This window comes from Cupriavidus cauae (assembly GCF_026210475.1).
GTDB lineage: Bacteria > Pseudomonadota > Gammaproteobacteria > Burkholderiales > Burkholderiaceae > Cupriavidus > Cupriavidus cauae.
In genome coordinates this window covers 1,706,308-1,726,651 of the sequence record NZ_CP080293.1, presented here as the reverse complement: position 1 = coordinate 1,726,651, position 20,344 = coordinate 1,706,308, and the positions used below count along the sequence as shown (strand labels likewise).

17 protein-coding genes and 1 tRNA gene are annotated in these 20,344 nt (G+C 68.4%); 8 read left to right on the top strand and 10 right to left on the bottom strand.

Annotation, left to right across the window (positions count from 1 at the left end; all coding sequences use genetic code 11):
- The first annotated feature begins 1 nt into the window (after window position 1).
- Entirely contained in the window at window positions 2–1,213 is a 1,212-nt protein-coding gene (locus KZ686_RS07700) for an MFS transporter (RefSeq protein WP_149317871.1), read from the top strand.
- A gap of 2 nt (window positions 1,214–1,215) precedes the next feature.
- Entirely contained in the window at window positions 1,216–1,347 is a 132-nt protein-coding gene (locus KZ686_RS07695) for a hypothetical protein (protein WP_255650847.1), read from the top strand.
- Window positions 1,348–1,430: 83 nt separating this feature from the next.
- Here KZ686_RS07695 and KZ686_RS07690 read toward each other — a convergent pair whose 3' ends face one another.
- From KZ686_RS07690 to KZ686_RS07675, 4 genes are all read right to left on the bottom strand, one after another.
- On the bottom strand, window positions 1,431–3,392 hold the full coding sequence (locus tag KZ686_RS07690) for an ATP-binding cassette domain-containing protein (protein WP_265633371.1): 1,962 nt from the start codon (window positions 3,390–3,392) through the stop codon (window positions 1,431–1,433).
- A 222-nt stretch (window positions 3,393–3,614) separates the two neighbouring features.
- The gene (gene creC, locus KZ686_RS07685; RefSeq protein ID WP_226108276.1) at window positions 3,615–5,096 is read right to left on the bottom strand and encodes a two-component system sensor histidine kinase CreC; all 1,482 of its coding nucleotides are present in this window, start codon (window positions 5,094–5,096) and stop codon (window positions 3,615–3,617) included.
- A gap of 15 nt (window positions 5,097–5,111) precedes the next feature.
- Window positions 5,112–5,831, bottom strand: a complete 720-nt coding sequence (creB, locus tag KZ686_RS07680; RefSeq protein ID WP_265633370.1) for a two-component system response regulator CreB — start codon at window positions 5,829–5,831, stop codon at window positions 5,112–5,114.
- A gap of 55 nt (window positions 5,832–5,886) precedes the next feature.
- On the bottom strand, window positions 5,887–7,002 hold the full coding sequence (locus KZ686_RS07675; RefSeq protein WP_265633369.1) for an NAD(P)/FAD-dependent oxidoreductase: 1,116 nt from the start codon (window positions 7,000–7,002) through the stop codon (window positions 5,887–5,889).
- A 618-nt stretch (window positions 7,003–7,620) separates the two neighbouring features.
- Between KZ686_RS07675 and KZ686_RS07670 the strand changes: the two genes are divergently transcribed.
- The 4 genes from KZ686_RS07670 (at window position 7,621) to KZ686_RS07655 (ending at window position 10,454) form a co-directional block, all read left to right on the top strand.
- Window positions 7,621–8,802 carry a benzoate/H(+) symporter BenE family transporter gene (locus KZ686_RS07670; protein ID WP_150084189.1) on the top strand — a complete coding sequence of 394 codons (1,182 nt, stop codon included), beginning with the start codon at window positions 7,621–7,623 and terminating at the stop codon, window positions 8,800–8,802.
- 180 nt (window positions 8,803–8,982) lie between these two features.
- On the top strand, window positions 8,983–9,252 hold the full coding sequence (locus KZ686_RS07665; RefSeq protein ID WP_226108280.1) for a BrnT family toxin: 270 nt from the start codon (window positions 8,983–8,985) through the stop codon (window positions 9,250–9,252).
- Complete coding sequence (locus KZ686_RS07660) at window positions 9,236–9,589, top strand: BrnA antitoxin family protein (RefSeq protein WP_187829159.1); 354 nt, start codon at window positions 9,236–9,238, stop codon at window positions 9,587–9,589. The genes KZ686_RS07665 and KZ686_RS07660 overlap by 17 nt, the downstream gene beginning before the upstream one ends.
- A gap of 7 nt (window positions 9,590–9,596) precedes the next feature.
- Window positions 9,597–10,454 (top strand): aminoglycoside 6-adenylyltransferase, encoded by an 858-nt coding sequence (locus KZ686_RS07655; RefSeq protein ID WP_226108282.1) that lies wholly within the window; start codon window positions 9,597–9,599, stop codon window positions 10,452–10,454.
- Here the strand turns inward: KZ686_RS07655 and KZ686_RS07650 are convergent.
- Window positions 10,451–11,146, bottom strand: coding sequence for a potassium channel family protein (locus KZ686_RS07650; protein ID WP_226108284.1), 696 nt, complete (start codon window positions 11,144–11,146; stop codon window positions 10,451–10,453). The two genes, KZ686_RS07655 and KZ686_RS07650, sit on opposite strands and share 4 nt — an antisense overlap.
- Window positions 11,139–12,467, bottom strand: a complete 1,329-nt coding sequence (locus KZ686_RS07645) for a TrkH family potassium uptake protein (RefSeq protein ID WP_149317864.1) — start codon at window positions 12,465–12,467, stop codon at window positions 11,139–11,141. Before KZ686_RS07645 ends, KZ686_RS07650 begins: the two co-directional genes overlap by 8 nt.
- Window positions 12,468–12,858: 391 nt before the next feature.
- Here KZ686_RS07645 and KZ686_RS07640 point away from each other — a divergent pair, with 391 nt between their 5' ends.
- A complete protein-coding gene (locus KZ686_RS07640; protein ID WP_265633368.1) occupies window positions 12,859–13,332 on the top strand; it encodes a hypothetical protein in 474 nt (157 codons plus the stop codon).
- Window positions 13,333–13,535: 203 nt separating this feature from the next.
- Here KZ686_RS07640 and KZ686_RS07635 read toward each other — a convergent pair.
- Window positions 13,536–13,610: transfer RNA gene (locus tag KZ686_RS07635), tRNA-Arg, on the bottom strand.
- Window positions 13,611–14,666: 1,056 nt separating this feature from the next.
- On the opposite strand from KZ686_RS07635, the gene KZ686_RS07630 reads away from it, so the two are divergent.
- Window positions 14,667–16,487, top strand: coding sequence for a DEAD/DEAH box helicase (locus KZ686_RS07630; RefSeq protein WP_150084503.1), 1,821 nt, complete (start codon window positions 14,667–14,669; stop codon window positions 16,485–16,487).
- Window positions 16,488–16,719: 232 nt separating this feature from the next.
- On the opposite strand, the gene KZ686_RS07625 is transcribed toward KZ686_RS07630, so the two are convergent.
- The 3 genes from KZ686_RS07625 to KZ686_RS07615 all read right to left on the bottom strand — a co-directional run bounded on the left by KZ686_RS07625 (window position 16,720) and on the right by KZ686_RS07615 (window position 20,277).
- On the bottom strand, window positions 16,720–17,274 hold the full coding sequence (locus tag KZ686_RS07625) for an RcnB family protein (protein ID WP_223819772.1): 555 nt from the start codon (window positions 17,272–17,274) through the stop codon (window positions 16,720–16,722).
- 144 nt (window positions 17,275–17,418) lie between these two features.
- On the bottom strand, window positions 17,419–17,913 hold the full coding sequence (locus tag KZ686_RS07620; RefSeq protein ID WP_265633367.1) for a cyanophycin metabolism-associated DUF1854 family protein: 495 nt from the start codon (window positions 17,911–17,913) through the stop codon (window positions 17,419–17,421).
- Between the two features lie 12 nt (window positions 17,914–17,925).
- Entirely contained in the window at window positions 17,926–20,277 is a 2,352-nt protein-coding gene (locus KZ686_RS07615; RefSeq protein WP_265633366.1) for a cyanophycin metabolism-associated ABC transporter, read from the bottom strand.
- Window positions 20,278–20,344 lie beyond the last annotated feature (67 nt).

Sequence of the window (20,344 nt, the reverse complement as noted above, 5' to 3'; positions counted from 1 at the left end):
AATGCCAAGAAAAGAACTCTCCCTGACCACCGTGCTGATCTGCGGCGGCCTGCTCGTCACGCTGTCGATGGGCATCCGCCACGGCTTCGGCCTGTTCAACCTGCCGATCACGCAGGCGCACGGCTGGAGCCGCGAAACCTTCGCCTTCGCGCTGGCGCTGCAGAACCTGATGTGGGGCGTGGCGCAGCCCTTCGCCGGCGCGCTGGCCGACAAGTTCGGCTCGGTCAGGGTGATGCTGGTCGGCGTGGCGCTCTATGTCGCCGGGCTGGTGGTGATGGCGCTCGCCTCGAGCGGCACGGCCTTCGCCTCGGGCGCCGGCATCATGATCGGCATCGCGCAGGCGGGCACCACCTACAGCGTGGTCTACGGCGTGATCGGCCGCGTCGCCAGCCCCGAGAAGCGGGTCTGGGCGATGGGCATCGCCGCCGCGGCCGGCTCGTTCGGCCAGTTCCTGATGATCCCCGTCGAGCAGGGCCTGATCTCGGCCATCGGCTGGCAGAACGCGCTGTTCGTGCTGGCGGTGATGGCCTGCATGATGCTGCCGCTGGTCGTCGCGCTGCGCGAGCCGCAGCAGGGCGGCGGCACCTCGGGCTTCCAGCAGACCATCGGCCAGGCGGTGAAGGAAGCGTTCGGCAACCGCAATTTCCAGCTGCTGACGCTGGGCTACTTCGTCTGCGGCTTCCAGGTGGTCTTCATCGGCGTGCACCTGGCGCCGTACCTGAAGGACCGCGGCTTCACCGATCCCAAGGTCGCCACGGTGGCGCTGGCACTGATCGGCCTGTTCAATGTGTTCGGCACCTATACCGCCGGCGCGCTGGGCCAGCGCATGCCCAAGCGCTATCTGCTGTCGTTCATTTATCTGAGCCGCTCGATCGTGATCGCCGCCTATCTGCTGCTGCCGCTGTCGGCGTTCAGCACCTGGGTATTCGCCGCGATCATGGGCGCGCTGTGGCTGTCGACCGTGCCGCTGACCAACGGCATCATCGCGCAGGTGTTCGGCGTGCAGTATCTGTCGATGCTGTCGGGCGTGGTGTTCTTCTCGCACCAGATCGGCAGCTTCCTGGGGGCGTGGCTGGGCGGCTATCTGTACGACCGCACCGGCGCCTACGACATCGTCTGGGGCATCGCAATCGCGCTCGGCGTGGTGGCCGCCCTGGTCAACCTGCCGATCCGCGAGCAGGCGCTGGTGCGCCCGCGGGCGGCGGCCGCCTGATCATGACGACCCGCGCGCTGCGGATCATGGGCGCCGCCACGCTGGCGGCAGCGCTGGTGCTCGGCTTTGTCGGCTATCTGCAGCCGGGGTTCATGGTCGACCTGACCAATATGGTGCTGGCGTGGTGCGGGTAGGCAATCGAGGCGCCGATTACCGTCTCGCCACTGTTCCGCAAGCGTGAGAGATCAGCGGAGACGGCGTTCCCTTGGGTCCTGCCCTAGCCTTCTCCGCGGCTCTTCGCCTCCAGCACTTCCCAGCGTTCCAGCGCTTCCAGCAGCTCCATCTCGATCTCGTCGAAGCGCGCCGCCAGTTGCGTGGCGCGCGGCGGATCGCTGGCGTACAGCGAGCCGTCCTCGAGCTGTCCGCCGATGGTCTTCTGCTCGGCCTCCAGCGCGGCGATGCGCTCCGGCAGCGCGTCCAGTTCGCGCTGCTCCTTGTACGACAGCTTGACGGTCCGATTGGCGCCCCGCGCGTCGCGGCCCGCGGTCTTGACGGCTTCGTCGCCGCCGGCGGCCTTGCCGGTGTCAGCGCCCTTGCGTTCGGCGCCCTTTTGGGTCGGTGCAGGCGCCTGCGCGGCCGCGCCGCGCTCGGACTGCCGGACCCAGTCCGAATAGCCGCCGACATATTCGCGCCAGCGGCCCTCGCCCTCCCAGGCGATCGTCGACGTCACCACGTTGTCGAGGAAGGCGCGGTCGTGCGACACCAGGAACACGGTGCCGCCGTAGTCCTGCAGCAGTTCCTCCAGCAGCTCAAGCGTCTCGATATCGAGGTCGTTGGTCGGCTCGTCGAGCACCAGCACATTGGCCGGCCGCGCGAACAGCCGTGCCAGCAGCAGGCGGTTGCGCTCGCCGCCGGACAGCGACTTGACCGGCGAACGAGCACGCTCCGGCGCGAACAGGAAATCGCCCAGATAGCTCATCACGTGCTTGCGCTGGCCGTTGACCTCGACCCAGTCGCTGCCGGGGCTGATGGTGTCGGCCAGCGACGTCTCCAGATCCAGCTGCGTGCGCATCTGGTCGAAGTAGGCGACCTGCAGGTTGCTGCCGTTCCTGACCACGCCGGCGTCGGGCGCCAGTTCGCCCAGGATCAGCCGCAGCAGCGTGGTCTTGCCCGCACCGTTGGGGCCGATCAGGCCGACCTTGTCGCCGCGCATGATGGTGCCGGTGAAGTCGCGCACCACGGTGCGGTCGCCGAAGGACTTGGTCACGTCGATCAGTTCGGCGACGATCTTGCCCGAGCGCTCCGCCTGCGAGACCTCGAGCTTCACATTGCCCTGCACCTCGCGCCGCGCCGCGCGTTCCGCGCGCATCGTCACCAGCCGCTGGATGCGCGCGACGCTGCGCGTGCGGCGCGCCTCGACGCCCTTGCGGATCCAGACCTCTTCCTGCGCCAGCAGCTTGTCGAACTTGGCCTGCTCGACCTGCTCGGCGGCCAGCATCTCGGCCTTGCGCGTCTGGTAGGCGGCGAAATTGCCAGGGAAGGACACCAGCTTGCCGCGATCGAGCTCGACGATGCGCGTGGCGACGCGATCGAGGAAGGCACGATCGTGGGTGATCAGCAGCACGCTGCCGCGAAAGCCCAGAAGCAGATCCTCGAGCCAGCGGATCGCTTCAACGTCCAGGTGGTTGGTCGGCTCATCGAGCAGCAGGATGTCGGGCTCGGCCACCAGCGCCTGCGCCAGCGCCACGCGCTTGCGCGTGCCGCCGGACAGCGCGTCGACGCGCGCCACCGGATCGAGCCCGAGACGCGCGAGCGTCGTCTCGACGCGCGTGCGCAGTTGCCAGGCATCGGCCGCGTCGAGCTCCGACTGCAGCCGATGCAGTTCGGCCAGCGTGGCCTCGTCGTGATGTTCGGCCAGCCGGTTGGCGGCATGTTCGTAGGCGACCAGCAGATCGTGCGCGGCGCCCATGCCCTGCGCGACCGCATCGAACACCGTGATGTCCGCCGCGAACTCCGGTTCCTGCGGCACATAGGCGGTGGTGATGCCCTGCTGGCGCGCGATCAGCCCGTCGTCGGGCGCGGCCAGGCCGGCCACGATCTTCAGCAGCGAGGACTTGCCCGAGCCGTTGCGGCCGATCAGGCCGACACGTTCGCCGGCCTCCAGCGAAAAGTCGGCGTGGTCGAGCAGCGCCACGTGGCCAAAGGCAAGCTGGGCATCGGAAATGGAGAACAGGGCCATGACTGCGAAGGAAGAGCGAAGGAAGAGGCGCGGGATGAAGGGTCGCGAGCGCCGAGGCGGGCACGAAGACGCGGCGTCAGCGTGGCACGGCGCGCATACGGCCGGATCGGCGGCGAGCCGGCATTGTAGAGCATGGCGCCGCGACGGCGCGGTCCCTCGCCGACGGACGACCAGTGCGGACGTCCAACGCGGACGTCCAACGCGGACGGCCAGCGCGGACGGCTAGCGCGGCATCGCCGGCAGCCGCAAGCGGGCCTGGGCGCCGCCCTCCGGCCGGTTGCCCAGCGTCAGCTCGCCACGGTGGAGCAGCGCCACCTCGCGGGCGAAGCACAGGCCCAGCCCGGTGCCCTTGTCGCGGCCGCCGGGCCGCGGCAGCGAGTAGAAGCGCTCGAACACCCGCGGCAGCGCGTAGTCCGGGATGCCGGGACCGCTGTCGGCGACCGTCACGGCGAGCACGTCGCCGTGTTGGCCGTGGCCGCCATGGTCGCCGTGGCCGCCGCGCTCGCGGCGCAAACCCAGCGCGACGGTACTGCCTGCCGGCGCGAAGTCGACCGCGTTCTCGACCAGATTGGCGAGCGCCTGCCGCAGCAGGAACGGATCGCCGAGGACTTCGGCGGACCCGGCATCGGCCTCCACATGCGGCGACAGCACGACGCCGCGCTGCCGCGCGCGCGGCTCCAGCTCGGCCGCCAGTTCCGCCACCAGCGGCGCCAGCGCGACCGGCCGCGGCGCCTCCAGCTGCTGGCGCTGCTCGACCTCGGCCAGCGCCAGCAGCTTGGCGACCATCTCGGCCAGGCGCCGCGCCTGGCTGTCGATATTGCCGACGAAGCGGGCACGGTCGGCAGCCGGCATGTCCTCGCGCAGCAGTTCCGCCGCGCCGCGGATCGCCGCCAGCGGGCTCTTCATTTCGTGCGTCAGCGTGTGGATGTAGTGCTCGACGTACTGCTTGTCCTCGAGCCGCAGCCGCATGGTTTCCATCGCCCGGCCCAGCTCGGCCAGCTCGCCGGCCCCGGACAGCGGCATCGCGGCGCGCTCGCCGGCCGCCACCGCGCGCGCATAGCGCCGCAGCCGGCGCAGGCCGTTCGCCAGCCACAGCGTGCAGGCCAGGCCGATCGCCGCCGCCACGCCCATCAGCAGCAGCCCGTGCAGCAGGATCCGGTGCTGGCTGCGCGCGATGACCGGCGCCATCACCGCGTTGGGCTTGGCCACCGTCAGCACGCCCAGCAGGCGCTCGCCATCGCGGATCGGCGCCGCGACGTACATCACCGTGCTGCCGTCGTCGTCGGGATCGCTGCGCGTGCTGCGCGCGCCGTACTTGCCGCGCAGCGTCAGGTAGACGTCGTTCCAGCGCGAATAGTCCTGGCCGACCGCGGTGCCGGCCGAATCGAAGCGCACGATGCCGTCGGTGTCGGTGACATAGACGCGATAGCCGATTTCGCGCTTGCGCAGGCCCCACAGTTCGGCATCCAGCGGCGCGTCGCGCAGGCCGGTCAGCTGGCGCGCAAACGCGCCGTCGGCGATGCGGCCCTCGCGCATGTCGTCGACCGCCAGCGCGGCAAGCGCGTGCGCGGTATCGATCAGCGTGTCCTCCATCGCCTGGCGCACGCCCGGCTTGACCTCCTGCACGAACACGCGCAGCGTCAGCCAGGCCGCCAGTCCGACGATCAGGAAGAAACCCAGGAAGATGCGCAGGCCAATCCGCACGCGTGCCGGTCCCGCTCAGATCGCCAGCGAATAACCCATGCCGCGATGGGTGCGGATCGGGTCGTCGTCGCCGGCCGCGCGCAGCTTGGCGCGCAGCGTCTTGATGTGGGTGTCCACGGTGCGGTCGCTGGTGTCGAGCGCATCGTCCCAGACCAGGTCCATCAGCTGCGCGCGCGAGTAGATGCGGCCCGGATGGTCGGCCAGCAGCGCGAGCAGCCGGTATTCGTAGCGGGTCAGGTCGAGCCACTGGCCGCGGTAGGCCAGCCGGGCGCCGTCGCGATCGTGCACGAACGGCGGCGCGGTGTCCTGCGCGGCCTTCTGCGCGGGGACTGGCGCCGCGCCCTCGCTCCGTCCGCGCATGCGACGCAGGATCACGCGGACGCGCGCCGCCAGTTCGCGCGGCGAGAACGGCTTGACCACATAGTCGTCCGCGCCGATCTCCAGCCCGACCACGCGATCGATCTCCTCGTGGCGCGCGGTCAGGAAAATCACCGGCACATCGGAAAAGGTGCGCAACGTGCGGCAGACCTCGAAGCCGTTCAGGTCCGGCAGGCCCACGTCAAGGATCACCAGGTCGACCGGCTGCGCGCGCAGGCGGGCGATCGCCTCGCTGCCCAGGGCGCAATGCTCGACCTGCATGCCCTCGGTGCGCAACGCATAGAGGATCGTATCGGCAATGGCGGACTCGTCGTCGACCACGAGAATCGACGGAACGGGCGTGGCGTTGGCTTGCATGGCGGGCTTGCAGGCGGCTGCGGCGGAATGGGGGACGGAAAGCGGGTCCGTCATTCTAGTCGAGCGCGCCGAGGGCGGCCGCGCCCTGCCGCTGGCGCCGGCGGTGGAAGTAGAGGCGCTGCGCGGCCCAGCGCAGCGGCCGGGAATACAGCATCCACTCGAACAGGCGGTCGGACTGGCAGCGGTCGAACAGCCAGCGCAGCGCGCGCTTGGCGCGAAAGCGCGGGGTTGCGCGCGGCACGGACCGCTCGGGCGCCGGCCCGCCCTCGCGCAGATGCGCGGCGATGGCCGTGCCGATCGTCTCGCCGTGCTCCCACGCCGAATGGATGCCACCCGCGGTGACCGGCGACACCACACCGGCCGCATCGCCGGCCAGCAGCACGCCGTCGCGGCCCAGCGGCAGCACCGGTCCGCCGCAGGGAATCAGGCCGGCGCGCGTCGAGGCCGGCACCGCGTCGTCGGGCACGTCGAGCAGATGCCGCACGCGGGCGAGAAAGCCTTCGATATCGGGCGTACGCGGACCGCGTCGACGGCGCCGCAGCGCCAGGCCCATCTGCACGCCGGTGGGCGTCTGCGCAGCCCAGCCGAGATAGCCGGGCGCAAAGCGCTTGCCGACGAAGCAGTGCAAGGCCCCCGGCTCGGGCAGGGTCAGGCCGTCGAATTCGTACTCGATGCCGTACAGGAAGTCGCGCGGGCCCGGCAGGCCAAGCCAGGCCGCCACGCGCGACTTCGCGCCGTCGGCGCCGACCAGATAGCGGGTGCGGCCGATGCCAGGAATGCGCCAGCGATCGCCGTCGCGCATCGCCTGCACGAAGGGCGTGCCGAGGTGCACCGTCACGCCATGCCGCACCAGTTCGTCGACCAGCCAGCGCATCAGTGCCGGGGTATCGGTGGTCAGGAAGTAGTAGCCGGGCGCGTCCAGCCGCAGGCTGCGCAGCGCCGGCGAATAGAGCCGGACCTGCTCGACGCGGCGGAAGCAGTGCGCCGGCGCGCGGCCCAGCCAGGTGCGCTCGGCCGCCTCCTTGACGACGATGCCGGCGGTATGGAGCTTCGCGCCCGGATCGCGCTTGCGCTCGAGCACCGCCACGCGCAGGCCGGCGCGCGCGGCCGCCAGCGCGCAGGCGGCGCCGGCAAAGCTGGCGCCGACGACGATCACGTCGTAGTCTGTCATGCTCGATGCGAGCGGGAAGACGGTGCGTGCGGAGTCCGAAGCGGAGGCGGAAGCCGGGCCGCGAGCGGAAGCAGGGTCGGAACCAACAGCGGGGTCGGAAGCGGAATTCGGGACGGACACTGCGGGACGGGATGGCATCATGCCGGGCTCCTGTTGCGTCGGTGACAGGCAGCGCAGTGTCGCGGGCGAATGTGAAGGCGGCGTGGGGTTTATGTGTGGCGGGAAGCTACCGACGTTCCGCCGGTGCCGATCGCCGGCCCATAAAAAAGAACAGCCCGCGACATAGGCGGGCTGAAGAGTCTCTCCTCGGTGCCCTGCTCCCAAGGCACGGCCTCACTGTATCGGGACGGCGGCGCTCGCTCCAGTCGGACAAATCCGTAAGGGAAAACGCCTGTAGGCCGGCGGCGGTCCCCTTCCCACGTCGACGGCGGCCCGCAGCGCCGCGTCGACGATGCCCCGCGCTCGTGCGAAGATGTCGCCCTCAACGCACTGCAGGCCCGGTCGCCAGCGCATCCTTGCATTCCGGTTGCCGTGACCAACGCCGCTGGTTGCCGATCTCCGCGACGCCGGTTGTCCACCCCGATATGCGACCGGCCGCACCGACCGAACCGAATCGCCATGCCCTCCGCCACGCTGAAACTCACCGATCTTTCCGTTTCGGCTTTCGTCGCCGGACTGGTCGCCATGCTGACCGGTTACACCAGCTCGCTGGTGCTGATGATCCAGGCCGGACAGGCCGCGCATCTGAGCGACGCGCAAATTGCCTCGTGGATCTGGGCGCTGTCGATCGGCATGGGCGTGACCACCATCGGGCTGTCGCTGCTCACGCGCGTGCCGATCGTGATCGCATGGTCCACGCCGGGCGCGGCGCTGCTGATCGCCAGCCTGCCGGGCGTGCCGTACGCCGAGGCGATCGGCGCCTTCCTGCTGGCCGCGCTGCTGATGACGGCCGCCGGCCTGACCGGCTGGTTCGACCGGCTGATGCGCGCGCTGCCGGCCAGCATCGCGGCGGCGCTGCTCGCCGGCATCCTGTTCCGCATCAGCATCGACGTCTTCGTGCAGGCGCAGCACCAGACGCTGCTGCTGTTGCCGATGTTCGCGGCCTATCTGCTGGGCAAGCGCTGGTGGCCCCGCTATGCGGTGCCCGGTGTGCTGGTGATCGGCGTGGCGCTGGCCGGCGTGCTGGGCCAACTGCATTTCGAGCAGTTCCACTTCGCGGTGGCTGCGCCGGTGTGGACCACCCCGGCGTTTTCGCTGCAGGCCTTCGTCAGCATCGCGATTCCGCTGTTCATCGTCGCGCTGGCATCGCAGAACATTCCCGGCCTTGCCGTGCTGCGAGCCGACGGCTATCACGTCAAGGCGTCGCCGCTGATCACCGTGACGGGCCTGGCCTCCGCGGTGCTGGCACCGTTCGGCTCCCACGGCATCAACCTCGCCGCGATCACTGCGGCGATCTGCACCGGCAGCGAGGCGCATCCGGACCCTGCGCGGCGCTACACCGCGGCGGTGGTCTGCGGCATCGGCTACCTGGTCGCCGGCACGCTGGCCGCCAGCATCGCGGCGCTGTTCGCCGCCTTCCCGCAGGCGCTGGTGATCGCCGTCGCCGCGTTCGCGCTGCTCGGCTCGATCGCCAGCGGCCTGACCACGGCGATGCAGAACCCCGGCGAGCGCGAGGCCGCGCTGCTGACGTTCATGATCACGGCGTCGGGCATGACGCTGGCTGGCATCGGCTCGGCGTTCTGGGGCGTGGTGGGCGGGATCGTGGCGCTGTGGGTGCTGCGGCCGCGGCAAGGCCGTTGAACGTCAAGCCCATCGTGGCACGTCACGGCTGGCCGGACGCGTAAGACAACGGCGCATCCGATCCCACCACGCCCTCTTCTTGATAGCTTTCGTCGACTCAGCACAAGCGCACGATCCCTTGGCGATTTAGCGTAGTAGCAAAAATCTTGTTCAACGTATTTTTTGCTACTACAATAACCCATGGAAATCGAGTTCGACTGCGCGAAGGACAGCAGGAACGTGTGCCAGCACGGCATATCGTTGGCCAACGCGGGGCTGATGGATTTCGACAAGGCGTTGATTGCAATAGACGACCGGAGGCAATGCGGCGAAACGCGCTACATCGCCTACGGCCCCATCGGGTCCCGCCTGCACTGCCTGGTCTTCACCATACGAGGCGACACGCTGCGGGCCATCAGTCTACGCAAGGCCAATTTCCGAGAGGTGCGAGACTATGAACAGGAAATCTAAGCTGACCCTGCCGAGCGCCGACGAGGACGCGGCGATCGCGCGTGGCATCGCGGGCGACCCAGATGCGGTCGAACTGCCTACCGAGCGAATCAAACGCATGCGGCCCGCTCGTGAAGTGTTGGCCGAAGTGCTTGGCGAAGAAAAGGCCGAGTCACTGACCAAGCGGCGCGGACGCCCTGCGCTGCCGGCTGCCGAACGCAAGGTCAGTCAAACACTGCGGCTCGACCCCGACGTTCTGCAGGCGTTCAAGGCCACCGGCGAAGGCTGGCAAACCCGTATCAACGATGCGCTGCGCGCCTATGCCAAGTCTCATCGAATGCTGCCGCGAGGATGCTGATCCCCGCATGACATTACGAGACCAATATCTGCAATCGGTCCTGGCTTGGGCAGGTGCCACGGACGCGGTGCTGGCGTTGATCCAGACCGGTTCGCTGGCACGCCAGGATGATTCCGCGGACGAGTATTCGGACCTCGATATCGAGATCATTTCGTCTGACTCGGATACCTTGGCCAAGGACGACGATTGGCTACACCGGATTGGTCCGCTGATCACGGTGTTGCGTCTCGAAGCCGGCAGCGATCAACCGTGGCCGACGCGGCTGGCGATATACCAGGGCGGCGTCAAGATCGACTTCACCGTCGCCGGCATCGAACGCCTGCGTCGAATGACCGCTCCAGACGGTCTGGACGACCTCTATGCGCGCGGCTATCACGTCCTCCTCGACAAGGCGGGGGTGGCCGCATCGCTGCCGCCTCCGCCATACCGCTTCCCTGTTGAACCTCTGCCTTCACAGCGGGAATTCCAGGCGAGTGTCGAAGAGTTCTGGTTCGAGGCATTTCATGTCCCGCGCTATCTGGCGCGTGGAGAACCATGGCTGGTCAAGCAGCGCGACTGGACGATGAAGACGCTGCTGCTGCGCATGGCGCAATGGCACGCGCAGGCGCTGCATCCGGGCCAGGTCGATGTCTGGCACAACGGCCTGCGCATGGACCAGTGGGCCCATCGCGATACGTGGCATGCCATGCAGCAGATATTCGGACGTTTCGACGCCGCGGACGCACGACGCGCCTTTGAAGCGACGGTCCGGCTGTACGGGCGCCTGGGACGAGAAGTGGCGGAGCGCGCGGGCCTGGAATATCCAGAAGCCTGCGAAGATCAGATCCAGGCGCTGAATCGGGCGGTGCTTGGGGCCGCGAACTAGCGCTTCGTCACGTCGCCCGCGAACGACTGGATCTTCCGAGTCGGGCCCGACACGATCAGCAGATCGCCGGGCAACACGCGCGTGCCCGGCGTGGCGTGCTGGAAGTCCTCGTTGGCGCGCTTGACGCCCACCACGGTGACGCCCGACTTCTCGCGCACGCCGGATTCCGCCAGCGTCTGGTTGTGGGTCGACGCCGGCGCATGGACCTTGGCGATGGCGAAGCCGTCGTCGAACTCGATGAAATCCATCATGCGCCCGGTGATCAAGTGCGCGACGCGCTCGCCCATATCGGCTTCCGGATAGACGACGTGATGCGCGCCGATGCGCTGCGCGATCTGCCCGTGCTCGGCCGACATCGCCTTGACCCAGATGTCCTTGATGTCCAGTTCGGTGAGCGCCATGATCGTCATCAGGCTGGCCGCAAGGTCCGAGCCGATGCCGACGATGGCATGGGCGAAGTCGGCCACGCCGAGCTGGCGCATCACGTTGACGTTGGTCGAATCGGCCTGCACCGCATGCGTCAGGTAGTTGCCCCAGAGCTGCACGGGCTCCGCATCCTTGTCGAGGCCCATCACGTCGTGGCCCAGACGCATCAGCGACTGCGCGACCGAGCTGCCGAAGCGGCCCAGGCCGATCACGACCACGCTGTCGCCCTTCGAGAAGGAGAACTGCTCGGTAAACAATCTAGCCAACAATTGGGTGCTCCTCTGGATAGCGGAACGGCATGCGGCGCTCGCCCAATACCAGCGATGCCGCCAGCGTGATGGTGCCCACCCGGCCGGCATACATCAGCAGGATCAGCGTCAGTTGGGCCGGCACCGGCAGATCGCCGGTGATCCCCGTGGACAGGCCAGTTGTTCCGAAGGCGGCGATGACCTCGAAGATGATCTGATCTGTCGGCACGTCGGTCGTGCGCAGCAACACCAGTGTACCGAGGGTGACCAGCGCGCTGCCGAGCACCAGCACCGTGATGGCCTGGCGCTGGGCCGAGGCGCCGAGTCTGCGGCCGTATGCCTCGCAGTCGCTTTGCCCGCGAATCTCTGCGATCACCAGCAGGACCAGGATGGCGATCGTGCCCACCTTGACACCGCCGGCGGTGCTCGCGCTGCCGCCGCCGACGAACATCAGGAAGTAGTGCAGCGCCCACGTTTCGGGCGTCAGCAGGCTGATGTCCAGGGTATTGAAGCCCGCTGTCCGTGCCGCGACCGAGGCGAAGGCCGCGGACAGCAGCTTGTCGGCGGCGGACATCGGGCCCAGCGTATTCGGATTGGTCCATTCGAACAGCAGCACCCCGACGAAGCCCATCGCCAGCAGTACCGCCGTGCCGGCAAGGGTCAGCTTGGTATGCAGGGACCAATGATGCGGGCTGCGCGCCTTGCGCCGGACATCGTGCAGCACCGGGAAACCGATGCCGCCGACCACGGTCGCCAGCATCACCGGAATCAGGATCAGCGCATCGGCGGCATAGCGCGTCAGGCTGTCCGCATGGATCGAAATGCCGGCATTGTTGAAGGCGGACACCGCATGGAACAGTCCGCTCCACACGGCATCGCCCCATGGCAGGTCATGCGCATGGCGAAGCCGCAGCGTCAGCAGCGTCGCGACGATGGCCTCGGACGCCAGCGTCACCGCCAGCACCAGCCGCGCCACGCTGGTCACGTCCCCCATGCCCAGCGAGCGCGTCTCGACCTGCGTGATCAGCCTGGTGCGCAGCCGCAGCGAGCGGTTGACCATCAGCCCCAGCAGGGTGGCTGCAGTCATCATGCCGAAGCCGCCGATCTGGAACAGCACCAGAATCACGGCCTGGCCGAAGCCGGACCAGTAGGTACCGGTGTCGACGACCACGAGGCCCGTCACACAGACGGCAGAGACCGCGGTGAACACGGCCGTCAGCCACGGCACGGGCCGCCCGTCCGCCTGGGAAATCGGCAGCACCAGCAGCAGCGTGCCGGCCGCGATCGCCAGCAGGAAGGCCAGCGCGACGACGCGTGGCGGATGCGCGATGGATTTCATTGGTCGGCCATTGGCGAATCGACGGTGCGGGTCTCGTGCATGCAGGACATCGCTCGTTGTTGTCCGTCCATATTGTCGACTCCGTGAGGGCACTTCACCACGGCGCCAGGGCCTGTTTCCGCGCTACGGCAAGAGCGCCGCCGATTCTACAGGCCCTTTCGCATCGAACCTCCATGGTCATGCTGCCCCGCCATGCAGGCAAGCACCTCGCTCACCATTGCGACCTTTTTACCGTTGCCACCGTTGCCACCGTTGCGCGCGTGGTTGTAAGCCGCATTGGCGCGGATGACAAGGCTCGTTAATCACCGTTGCAAAATCGAACAGAATGTCAGACGCCTCGCCGCTACAGTGAACCTTCCCTTGCCTGTAGGCGTTTTATGGAGGTACACGAATGAAGCAACATCTGGCGAAATCCCTGTTGATGGCTGGCGCGATGATCGCGTCGTACCCGCTGCTGGCGCAGCAGTCCCAGCCGATGCAGTCGACTCAGCCGATGCCGGCCGCGCAGACGATGCAGCCGATGCAGTCCACCCAATCCTCGCCATACGCGCCATCCGCGCCATCCGCGCCATCCGCGCAACCCACCCAATCGATCCAGTCCGCGCCCGCCGCGCAGGCAATGCCGTCGGCTCAGCCGATGCAGGCGATGCCCGCGGCAACGTCGCCGGCTCAAGCCGCCGCACCGGTTGCCGGCGACCCGTACGCGCAAGCTGCCGCCCCCGCTGCTCAGCCGGCCATGGCGCCCGCCGATCCCACCCTGGTGCGCAGCACCGACCCTGCCATCGATCCGGCCAGCATGAGCCTGCCGCCCGATGCGCTCGGCACGCGCCTGGGCCAGCGCAGTCTCTTCCTCGACGGCGCCTGATCGTCGACAGTCGTTCGTAGTGCCGGACGCCGCCGCTCGGCCATCGGAGCACGAGCGGCGTCCGGCTTCCGGCGTCGCGGGCGCAGGTGCGAAGCGCGAAGACGCGACGTGTAGGGGGCCGCCAAGCGCGGAGATGCAACGCGTGGGGACCGCCAAGCGCGGAAATCGCGAAGCGCGGCTGATGCGAAATCGAATGGGGAGAGTGGTCCCGCCGACAGGAATCGAACCTGTATCTAGCGCTTAGGAGGCGCTCGTTCTATCCATTGAACTACGGCGAGCGGATAGCCGGGCATCGCTGCGACGCCCTGGGATGCGGCCACCGCTGAACCGGTGCAACCGCGCGCGCGGCCATTGGCCGAGGCAGGGGCGGAGTATAGCAAAGTCACTTGGCGGGGGGCGTCTCGCCGGCACCCGGAAATGTGCGATTTCGCGCCCGGAGCCGCGTCGGAGGTGCGATTTCACGCGCGGAGCCGCGTCGCGGGGGCGATGTCGCGCGGCGGAGCCGCGTCGTCGAACCGACCCTCGCAGAAATGAAAAGCCCGCCAATGTCCTGGCGGGCTGGCTGCGGACGGGCCGGGCAGTCTAGGTCGACGCTGGCGGCATCGCCACAAGCCACGGTGCAGGTCCTCTTCCTCATGGTTCCGCCGATGTCGCGGCCGCCCATCCGGACCACCCGGACAGTCGGAGAAAGAAGGCGCTGGCGTGCATTGCGGAGATGCCGATGGCGAACAGCGAGGCACTCGCTGAAGACGGCCATCGGGTGGGAGGGTTGTCCGCATCCGTGCCGGCACTTGGTGTCGACACTGCGAGTATAGGGCGGGGGTTCGGGGATGCAAGAGACGTGGACTCGTGACGTGACTCGCGACCTGCCGGCGTCCGTGCCGATGTCCGCCGGAAGGCGCTTGCAGACAATATTTTCGCAGCGCAGCAATATTTTTCGACTTCTGCTAGAATGCGCCCCGTGAGTTCGCAATGCGAGCCGTGCACCCGCCGACCAGCCCCCAAGGCCAGAGGCGATGCCGCTTCCGCTCTCAAGCTCTGTCGCTCGGTTCTCCGGTCGTTTGTTTCAAGTCTTCGACCACACCCGCCGCTTGCCAGAACGCCATCTCACTTGACGCCGCCTCGTCTCCGATCCTGTTGAACAGCCTCGTCGCTGTTTGCCTGCCAGGGACCCGGCTTCCGGTCTTGCACCGGTCGCCCCCTGCCTGCCGCCGTACTGCCAGCTGAGTCTGTCGTCACGGCCTTCCGATTGGCGCCGAAGCCTTTTTAAGACTTTGCACTGCGCCCACCCTCTTGCCGATGGCAGGGGTGCCATGCATCAAGACCCTTACGACATGACCCAGCACGAATTCCGTGCGGAGCAGCCTATTGCCTCCGCCAACGATATTTCCAATACGACCGCGCCGAGCCCGCTGGACCGCCTGCAAGCGATCCTCGAGCCGCAGGACGCGCCCGAAGCCGCCGCCTCGGCGGCCGACGGTTTCGCCGCGCTCGGCCTCGATGCCGCGATCCTGCGCGCCCTGACCGAACTGAACTACACCGTGCCGACCCCGGTGCAGGCCCAGGCCATCCCGGCCTTCCTGGCGGGCCGCGACCTGCTGGTGTCGAGCCAGACCGGTTCGGGCAAGACCGCCGCCTTCATGCTGCCGGCGATCCAGCGCATTTCGGAGCGTCCGGCACCGAACCGCCCGCGCGCCGACGAGCCCATCAAGCGCATGAAGGGCAAGCGTCCCCGCCCGGCCCCGGCCCAGCCGTCGCTGCTGGTGCTGACGCCGACCCGCGAACTGGCGCTGCAGGTCACCGAAGCCGCCGCCAAGTACGGCCGCCATCTGCGCCGCATCATCTGCGCGAGCATCCTGGGCGGCATGCCCTATCCGAAGCAGCTGGCGATGCTGTCGAAGATGCCGGACATCCTGGTGGCAACGCCGGGCCGTCTGCTCGACCACATCGACGCCGGCCGCATCGACCTGTCGCAGCTCGACATGCTGGTGTTCGACGAGGCCGATCGCATGCTGGACATGGGCTTCTCCGACGACATCGACGCGATCGTCGCGGCGACGCCGGCCACGCGCCAGACGCTGATGTTCTCGGCGACGGTCGACGGCCGCATCGCGCAACTGGCCGCGCGCCAGCTGCGTGACCCGCAGCGCATCGAGATCGCGGCGGCGCGTGCCGACCAGAGCAACATCGAACAGCGCCTGCACTTCACCGACGACATGTCGCACAAGGAGCGTCTGCTCGACCATCTGCTGCGCGACGCGTCGCTGAAGCAGGCGATCGTGTTCACCGCCACCAAGCGCGACGCCGATTCGCTGGCCGAGCGGCTGTCGGACACCGGCTTTGCCGCCGGCGCGCTGCACGGCGACATGACCCAGGGCGCGCGCAATCGCACGCTGACGGCGCTGCGCCGCGGCAATCTGCGCGTGCTGGTGGCCACCGACGTGGCCGCGCGTGGTATCGACGTGCCCGACATCACCCACGTGGTGAACTTCGATCTGCCCAAGCAGGCCGAGGACTATGTGCACCGTATCGGCCGTACCGGCCGCGCGGGCCGCTCGGGCGTGGCAATCAACCTGGTCAACCACAACGACGCCTTCCAGTGGAAGCGGATCGAGCGCTTCACCAACAACCGCATCACCGCTTCGGTGATCGAGGGCCTGGAACCGCGCCGTACGCCCAAGCCGCGCGCCGGCTTCGGCGGCAAGCCGGGCGGTGCCCGTCCGGGTAACGGTGGCGGCGGCTATCGCGGCGGCGAGCGCAAGTTCGGCGGCGGCGAGTCGCGCGGTTACGGCAACGGCGGCGGCAACGGGGGCGGCTATCGCGGCGACCGCGAGCAGGCGCCCCGCAGCTTCGGCGGCGGCGAATCGCGTGGCTACGGCGGCAACACTGCCGGCGCCGCTGGCAACGGCAATCGCCCGTTCGGCGAGCGCAGCTTCGGCGACCGTCAATATGGCGACCGTCCGTTTGGCGACCGCAAGCCGGCCGAGCGCAGCTTCGGCGATCGCGACGGCAATCGTGGCGGCAATCGCGACGGTGCCCGCAGCTTCGGCGATGGCAACCGCAGCAGCTACGGCAATCGCCATGGCGGCAACGGCGGCGGCTACGGCGGCCAGCGTCAGGGCCAAGGCCAGGGCCGTTCGCGCTTCTCGCGTTAAGCCGGATCGGGGCTCGGCCCCGAGCCGAAAGAAAAGGACGTCTTCGGACGTCCTTTTTTCTTTGCGGAAGCGCCAAACAAAAACCCGCGCCGGCGTCCTCACGCTGCGCGGGTCGTGTTGCGGCGGGCCGATATGTTGGCCGCCTGTTGGTTGCAATCAGTCGCTACCGCTCGTGATCGGTGGCTTCGTTGGCGTCGGCGCCGTGGCGCGCTATTGCACGCTTATTGCCCGCTCATTGCCCCGTCACGACGCGGGCGATGGTGCCGTTGCGGGTCGAGACCAGCAGGAACTCGTTGCCGATGCCAACCCACTGGTGCCCCTTCGGTGGGCGCTCCAGCTGAAACGACTTCCAGTCGTCGATCACGTACTGACGGTCCCGATAGGCGGTCGGCAGGCGATCGCCCTTCTTCCATTGGCCCGGCGCATAGGCATACGGCGAAGCCGAAGGTCCCGGGCCGCCGGGCGCCATGCCGGGAGGCATGCCGCGCGCGTCGCGCGCCGACGGACCGCCGCGCTCGCCGGGTTGAGCGGCTGGTCCCGACGGACCGCCCATCTGGGAGCTACCCCGTTGCGAACCGCCCATCTGCGAGCCCGTCTCCGAGCCGCCCGTCTGCGGCCCGCCCATCTGCGAGCCACCCCGCTGGGACCCGGGTTGGTCCGCCGCGCCTGTGCCGTATCCGCCGGCACCGGCCGAGCCGCCACCGGAGCTGGACTGCGCCAGGCCAACCGATGAACCGAGCACGCCCGCGGCCACCAGCAAACCCATCAACATGTGGTTCCTCTTCATCGAGATCTCCTTGTTGGTTGGGACAGCGATGGCAAGTTACACCCGGGGGCGCGAGGCGGCAACGCAGCTTTGTATCTGGATATTTCGCTTGTGCGGCCTAAGAGACGCGCGGCAACAAGCCCGCGTCGGCCGTATCCGCAGCCGCTACAGGAAGCGGTCCAGCAGCTTGCGGCTGGCCTTGTCCAGCGAATCCAGGCTGCGGATCAGATAGTGGATGCCGTGGCTGTCCGAGATCAGCAGCGTGGTGCCCGCCAGCCGGCGGATGTCCTCCTCGCCGCGCAGCACCAGCCGCGTCGGGCCCCGATCGGTCTCGACCTGCCAGGTGCTCGGCGTGGCGAAGGTCGACACGCTGACGATGCGGCGGATCTCGGGCATGAACTCGCGTCCGGCCAGCTCCTCCTCGACGATCGCACGCGCGGGCGCCGGCAGGTCTTCGAGCCGTTCGATCCAGGCCAGTTCGTGGCCATCGGTGCTGACCAGCGCGATGCCGTCGTCCGGCGCGGTGATCGGGAACGCGCGCACGGCCACCACGCCTTCATGCACGCCGCCGTCCGCGGTCCTCATCACGAGACGGCCGAAGGGATTGCGCGACAGTTCGAACGGGAATGCGACCGCAGTCGTCGATTGGCTTGCTTGCATGATCGGACTTCCTTATTGCACGACGACGGCGCCGGCCGTGACATGGGGCGCGACGGTATTGACCTCGACCGGATCGTCCGGGTCGGTATCGACGTTGCGCGCCTGCGCCTGGTACAGCTTGTAGTAGGCGCCCTCGCGCGCCATCAGCTCGTCGTGCGGGCCGACCTCGACGATGCGGCCGCGGTCCATCACCACCAGCCGGTCGGCCTTGCGCAGCGTCGACAGGCGGTGCGCGATGGCGATCGTGGTGCGGCCCTGCACCAGGTTGTCGAGCGCCTTCTGGATTTCCTTCTCGGTCGCGGTATCGACCGACGAGGTCGCTTCGTCGAGGATCAGGATGCGCGGATCGATCAGCAGCGCGCGCGCGATCGAGATGCGCTGGCGCTCGCCGCCCGACAGCGCCTGCCCGCGCTCGCCGACCAGCGAGTCGTAGCCGTGCGGCAGCCGCAGGATGAACTCGTGCGCATGGGCGGCGCGCGCGGCCGCGATGATCTCGGCGCGCGTCGCATTGGGCCGCCCGTAGGCGATGTTCTCGGCGATGGTGCCGAAGAACAGGAACGGCTCCTGCAGCACCAGGCCGATATGGCGGCGATAGTCGGCCACCGCGAGCGAACGGATATCGACGCCGTCGACGCGGATCGCGCCCTCCGACACGTCGTAGAAGCGGCAGATCAGATTGACCAGCGTGCTCTTGCCCGAGCCGCTGTGGCCAACCAGGCCGATCATCTCGCCCGGACGAATCTGCAGGTCGAGCCCGCGGATCACCGCGCGGCTGCCATAGCGGAAGCCGATATCGCGCAGCTCGATGGCGCCGCGGACCTGCGGCAGTTGCGTGGGCCGCACCGGCTCGGGCACGCTCGATACGTGGTCGAGGATGTCGAAGATCCGCTTGGCGCCGGCCGCGGCCTTCTGCGTGACCGACACGATCCGGCTCATCGAGTCGAGCCGCGTGTAGAAGCGGCTGATATAGGTCAGGAAGGCGACCAGCACGCCCACCGTGATGGCATCGCGCGAGACCTGCCAGATGCCGAAGATCCAGACCACCAGCAGGCCCACTTCGGTCAGCAGCGTCACGGTCGGCGTGAACAGCGACCACACCGCATTGACGCGATCGTTGATCGCCAGGTTGTGCCGGTTCGCCTCGCGGAAGCGCTCGACCTCGCGGCGCTCCTGCGCGAAGGCCTTGACCACGCGGATGCCCGGAATGGTGTCGGCCAGCACGTTGGTGATCTCGGACCAGTTGCGGTCGATCTTCTCGAAGCCATGGCGCAGCCGGTCGCGCACCTGGTGGATCATCCACGCGATGAAGGGCAGCGGCACCAGCGTGACCAGCGCGAGCCAGGGGTTGATCGAGATCAGGATGACCGCGGTCATCACGATCATCAGCACGTCGGTGAAGAAGTCGAGCAGATGCAGCGACAGGAAGACGCAGATGCGGTCACTCTCGTTGCCGATCCGCGCCATCAGGTCGCCGGTGCGCTTGCCGCCGAAATACTCGAGCGACAGCTTCAGCAGGTGCTCGTAGGTGGTGGTGCGCAGGTCCGCGCCGATCCGCTCGGACACCCGCGCCAGCAGATAGGTGCGGGCCCAGCCCAGGCTCCAGGCGATCAGCGCCGCCCCCAGCAGGCCGCCCAGATAGAGCCGCACCAGGCCGTAGTCGATCGGCAAGCCGTTCTGGTAGGGGATCAGCACCTTGTCCATCAGCGGCATGGTCAGGTACGGCGGCACCAGCGTGGCGCCGGTGGACAGCAGCGTCAGCACGAAGCCGGCCAGCAGCTGCATCCGGTAGGGCCGCGCGAAGCGCCACAACCGCAGCAGCGCCCAGGTCGACGGCGGCGTCTCCAGTTCGCGGCTGCATTGGGGGCATTCGTCCTCGCCCGGCGGCAGCGGCGCGCGGCAGGTCGGGCAGACGCCTTCCACTTCGATGGCCTCGCGCGCGGCCGCGCCGGCGGCCAGACGATCGCGCTGGGCATTGAACGTGTCGAGCAGGCGCAGCGCGGCCGGATTGTTGCCCAGCGTGTAGTGCCAGGCGGCCAGCCGGCCGCTGCGATCCTGCAGCTCCAGCGTGCCGACGCCGGCGTGGTCGCCATGGTGCAGCGTCAGTTCGGCGCCGATCGGCCATTGCCGCCAGCCGCCCTGCCCGTTCCCCGCGTCCTGCGCGTTGTCCCTGGCCAGCACGCGGCGATCGGTGACAACCACCACGCCTTCTGTAAAATGCAGCCGCCGGTCGAGATCGACCTCCAGCCAGGCCAGCACCGTTTCAGCGGGCATGCCTGGGCGGGAGGCGAGTTCGGCCTCCAGCGAGACGCGCCAGGGGTCAGGCAGCGTGGGGGTCGATGATACGGAGGTGGCAGCAAGGGTCATGGTCGGCACAGCGGGCGTCGTTTCGTCGGGCTGCGCGAGCATGGCGCAAGCGGTCGGCCGACGGTCG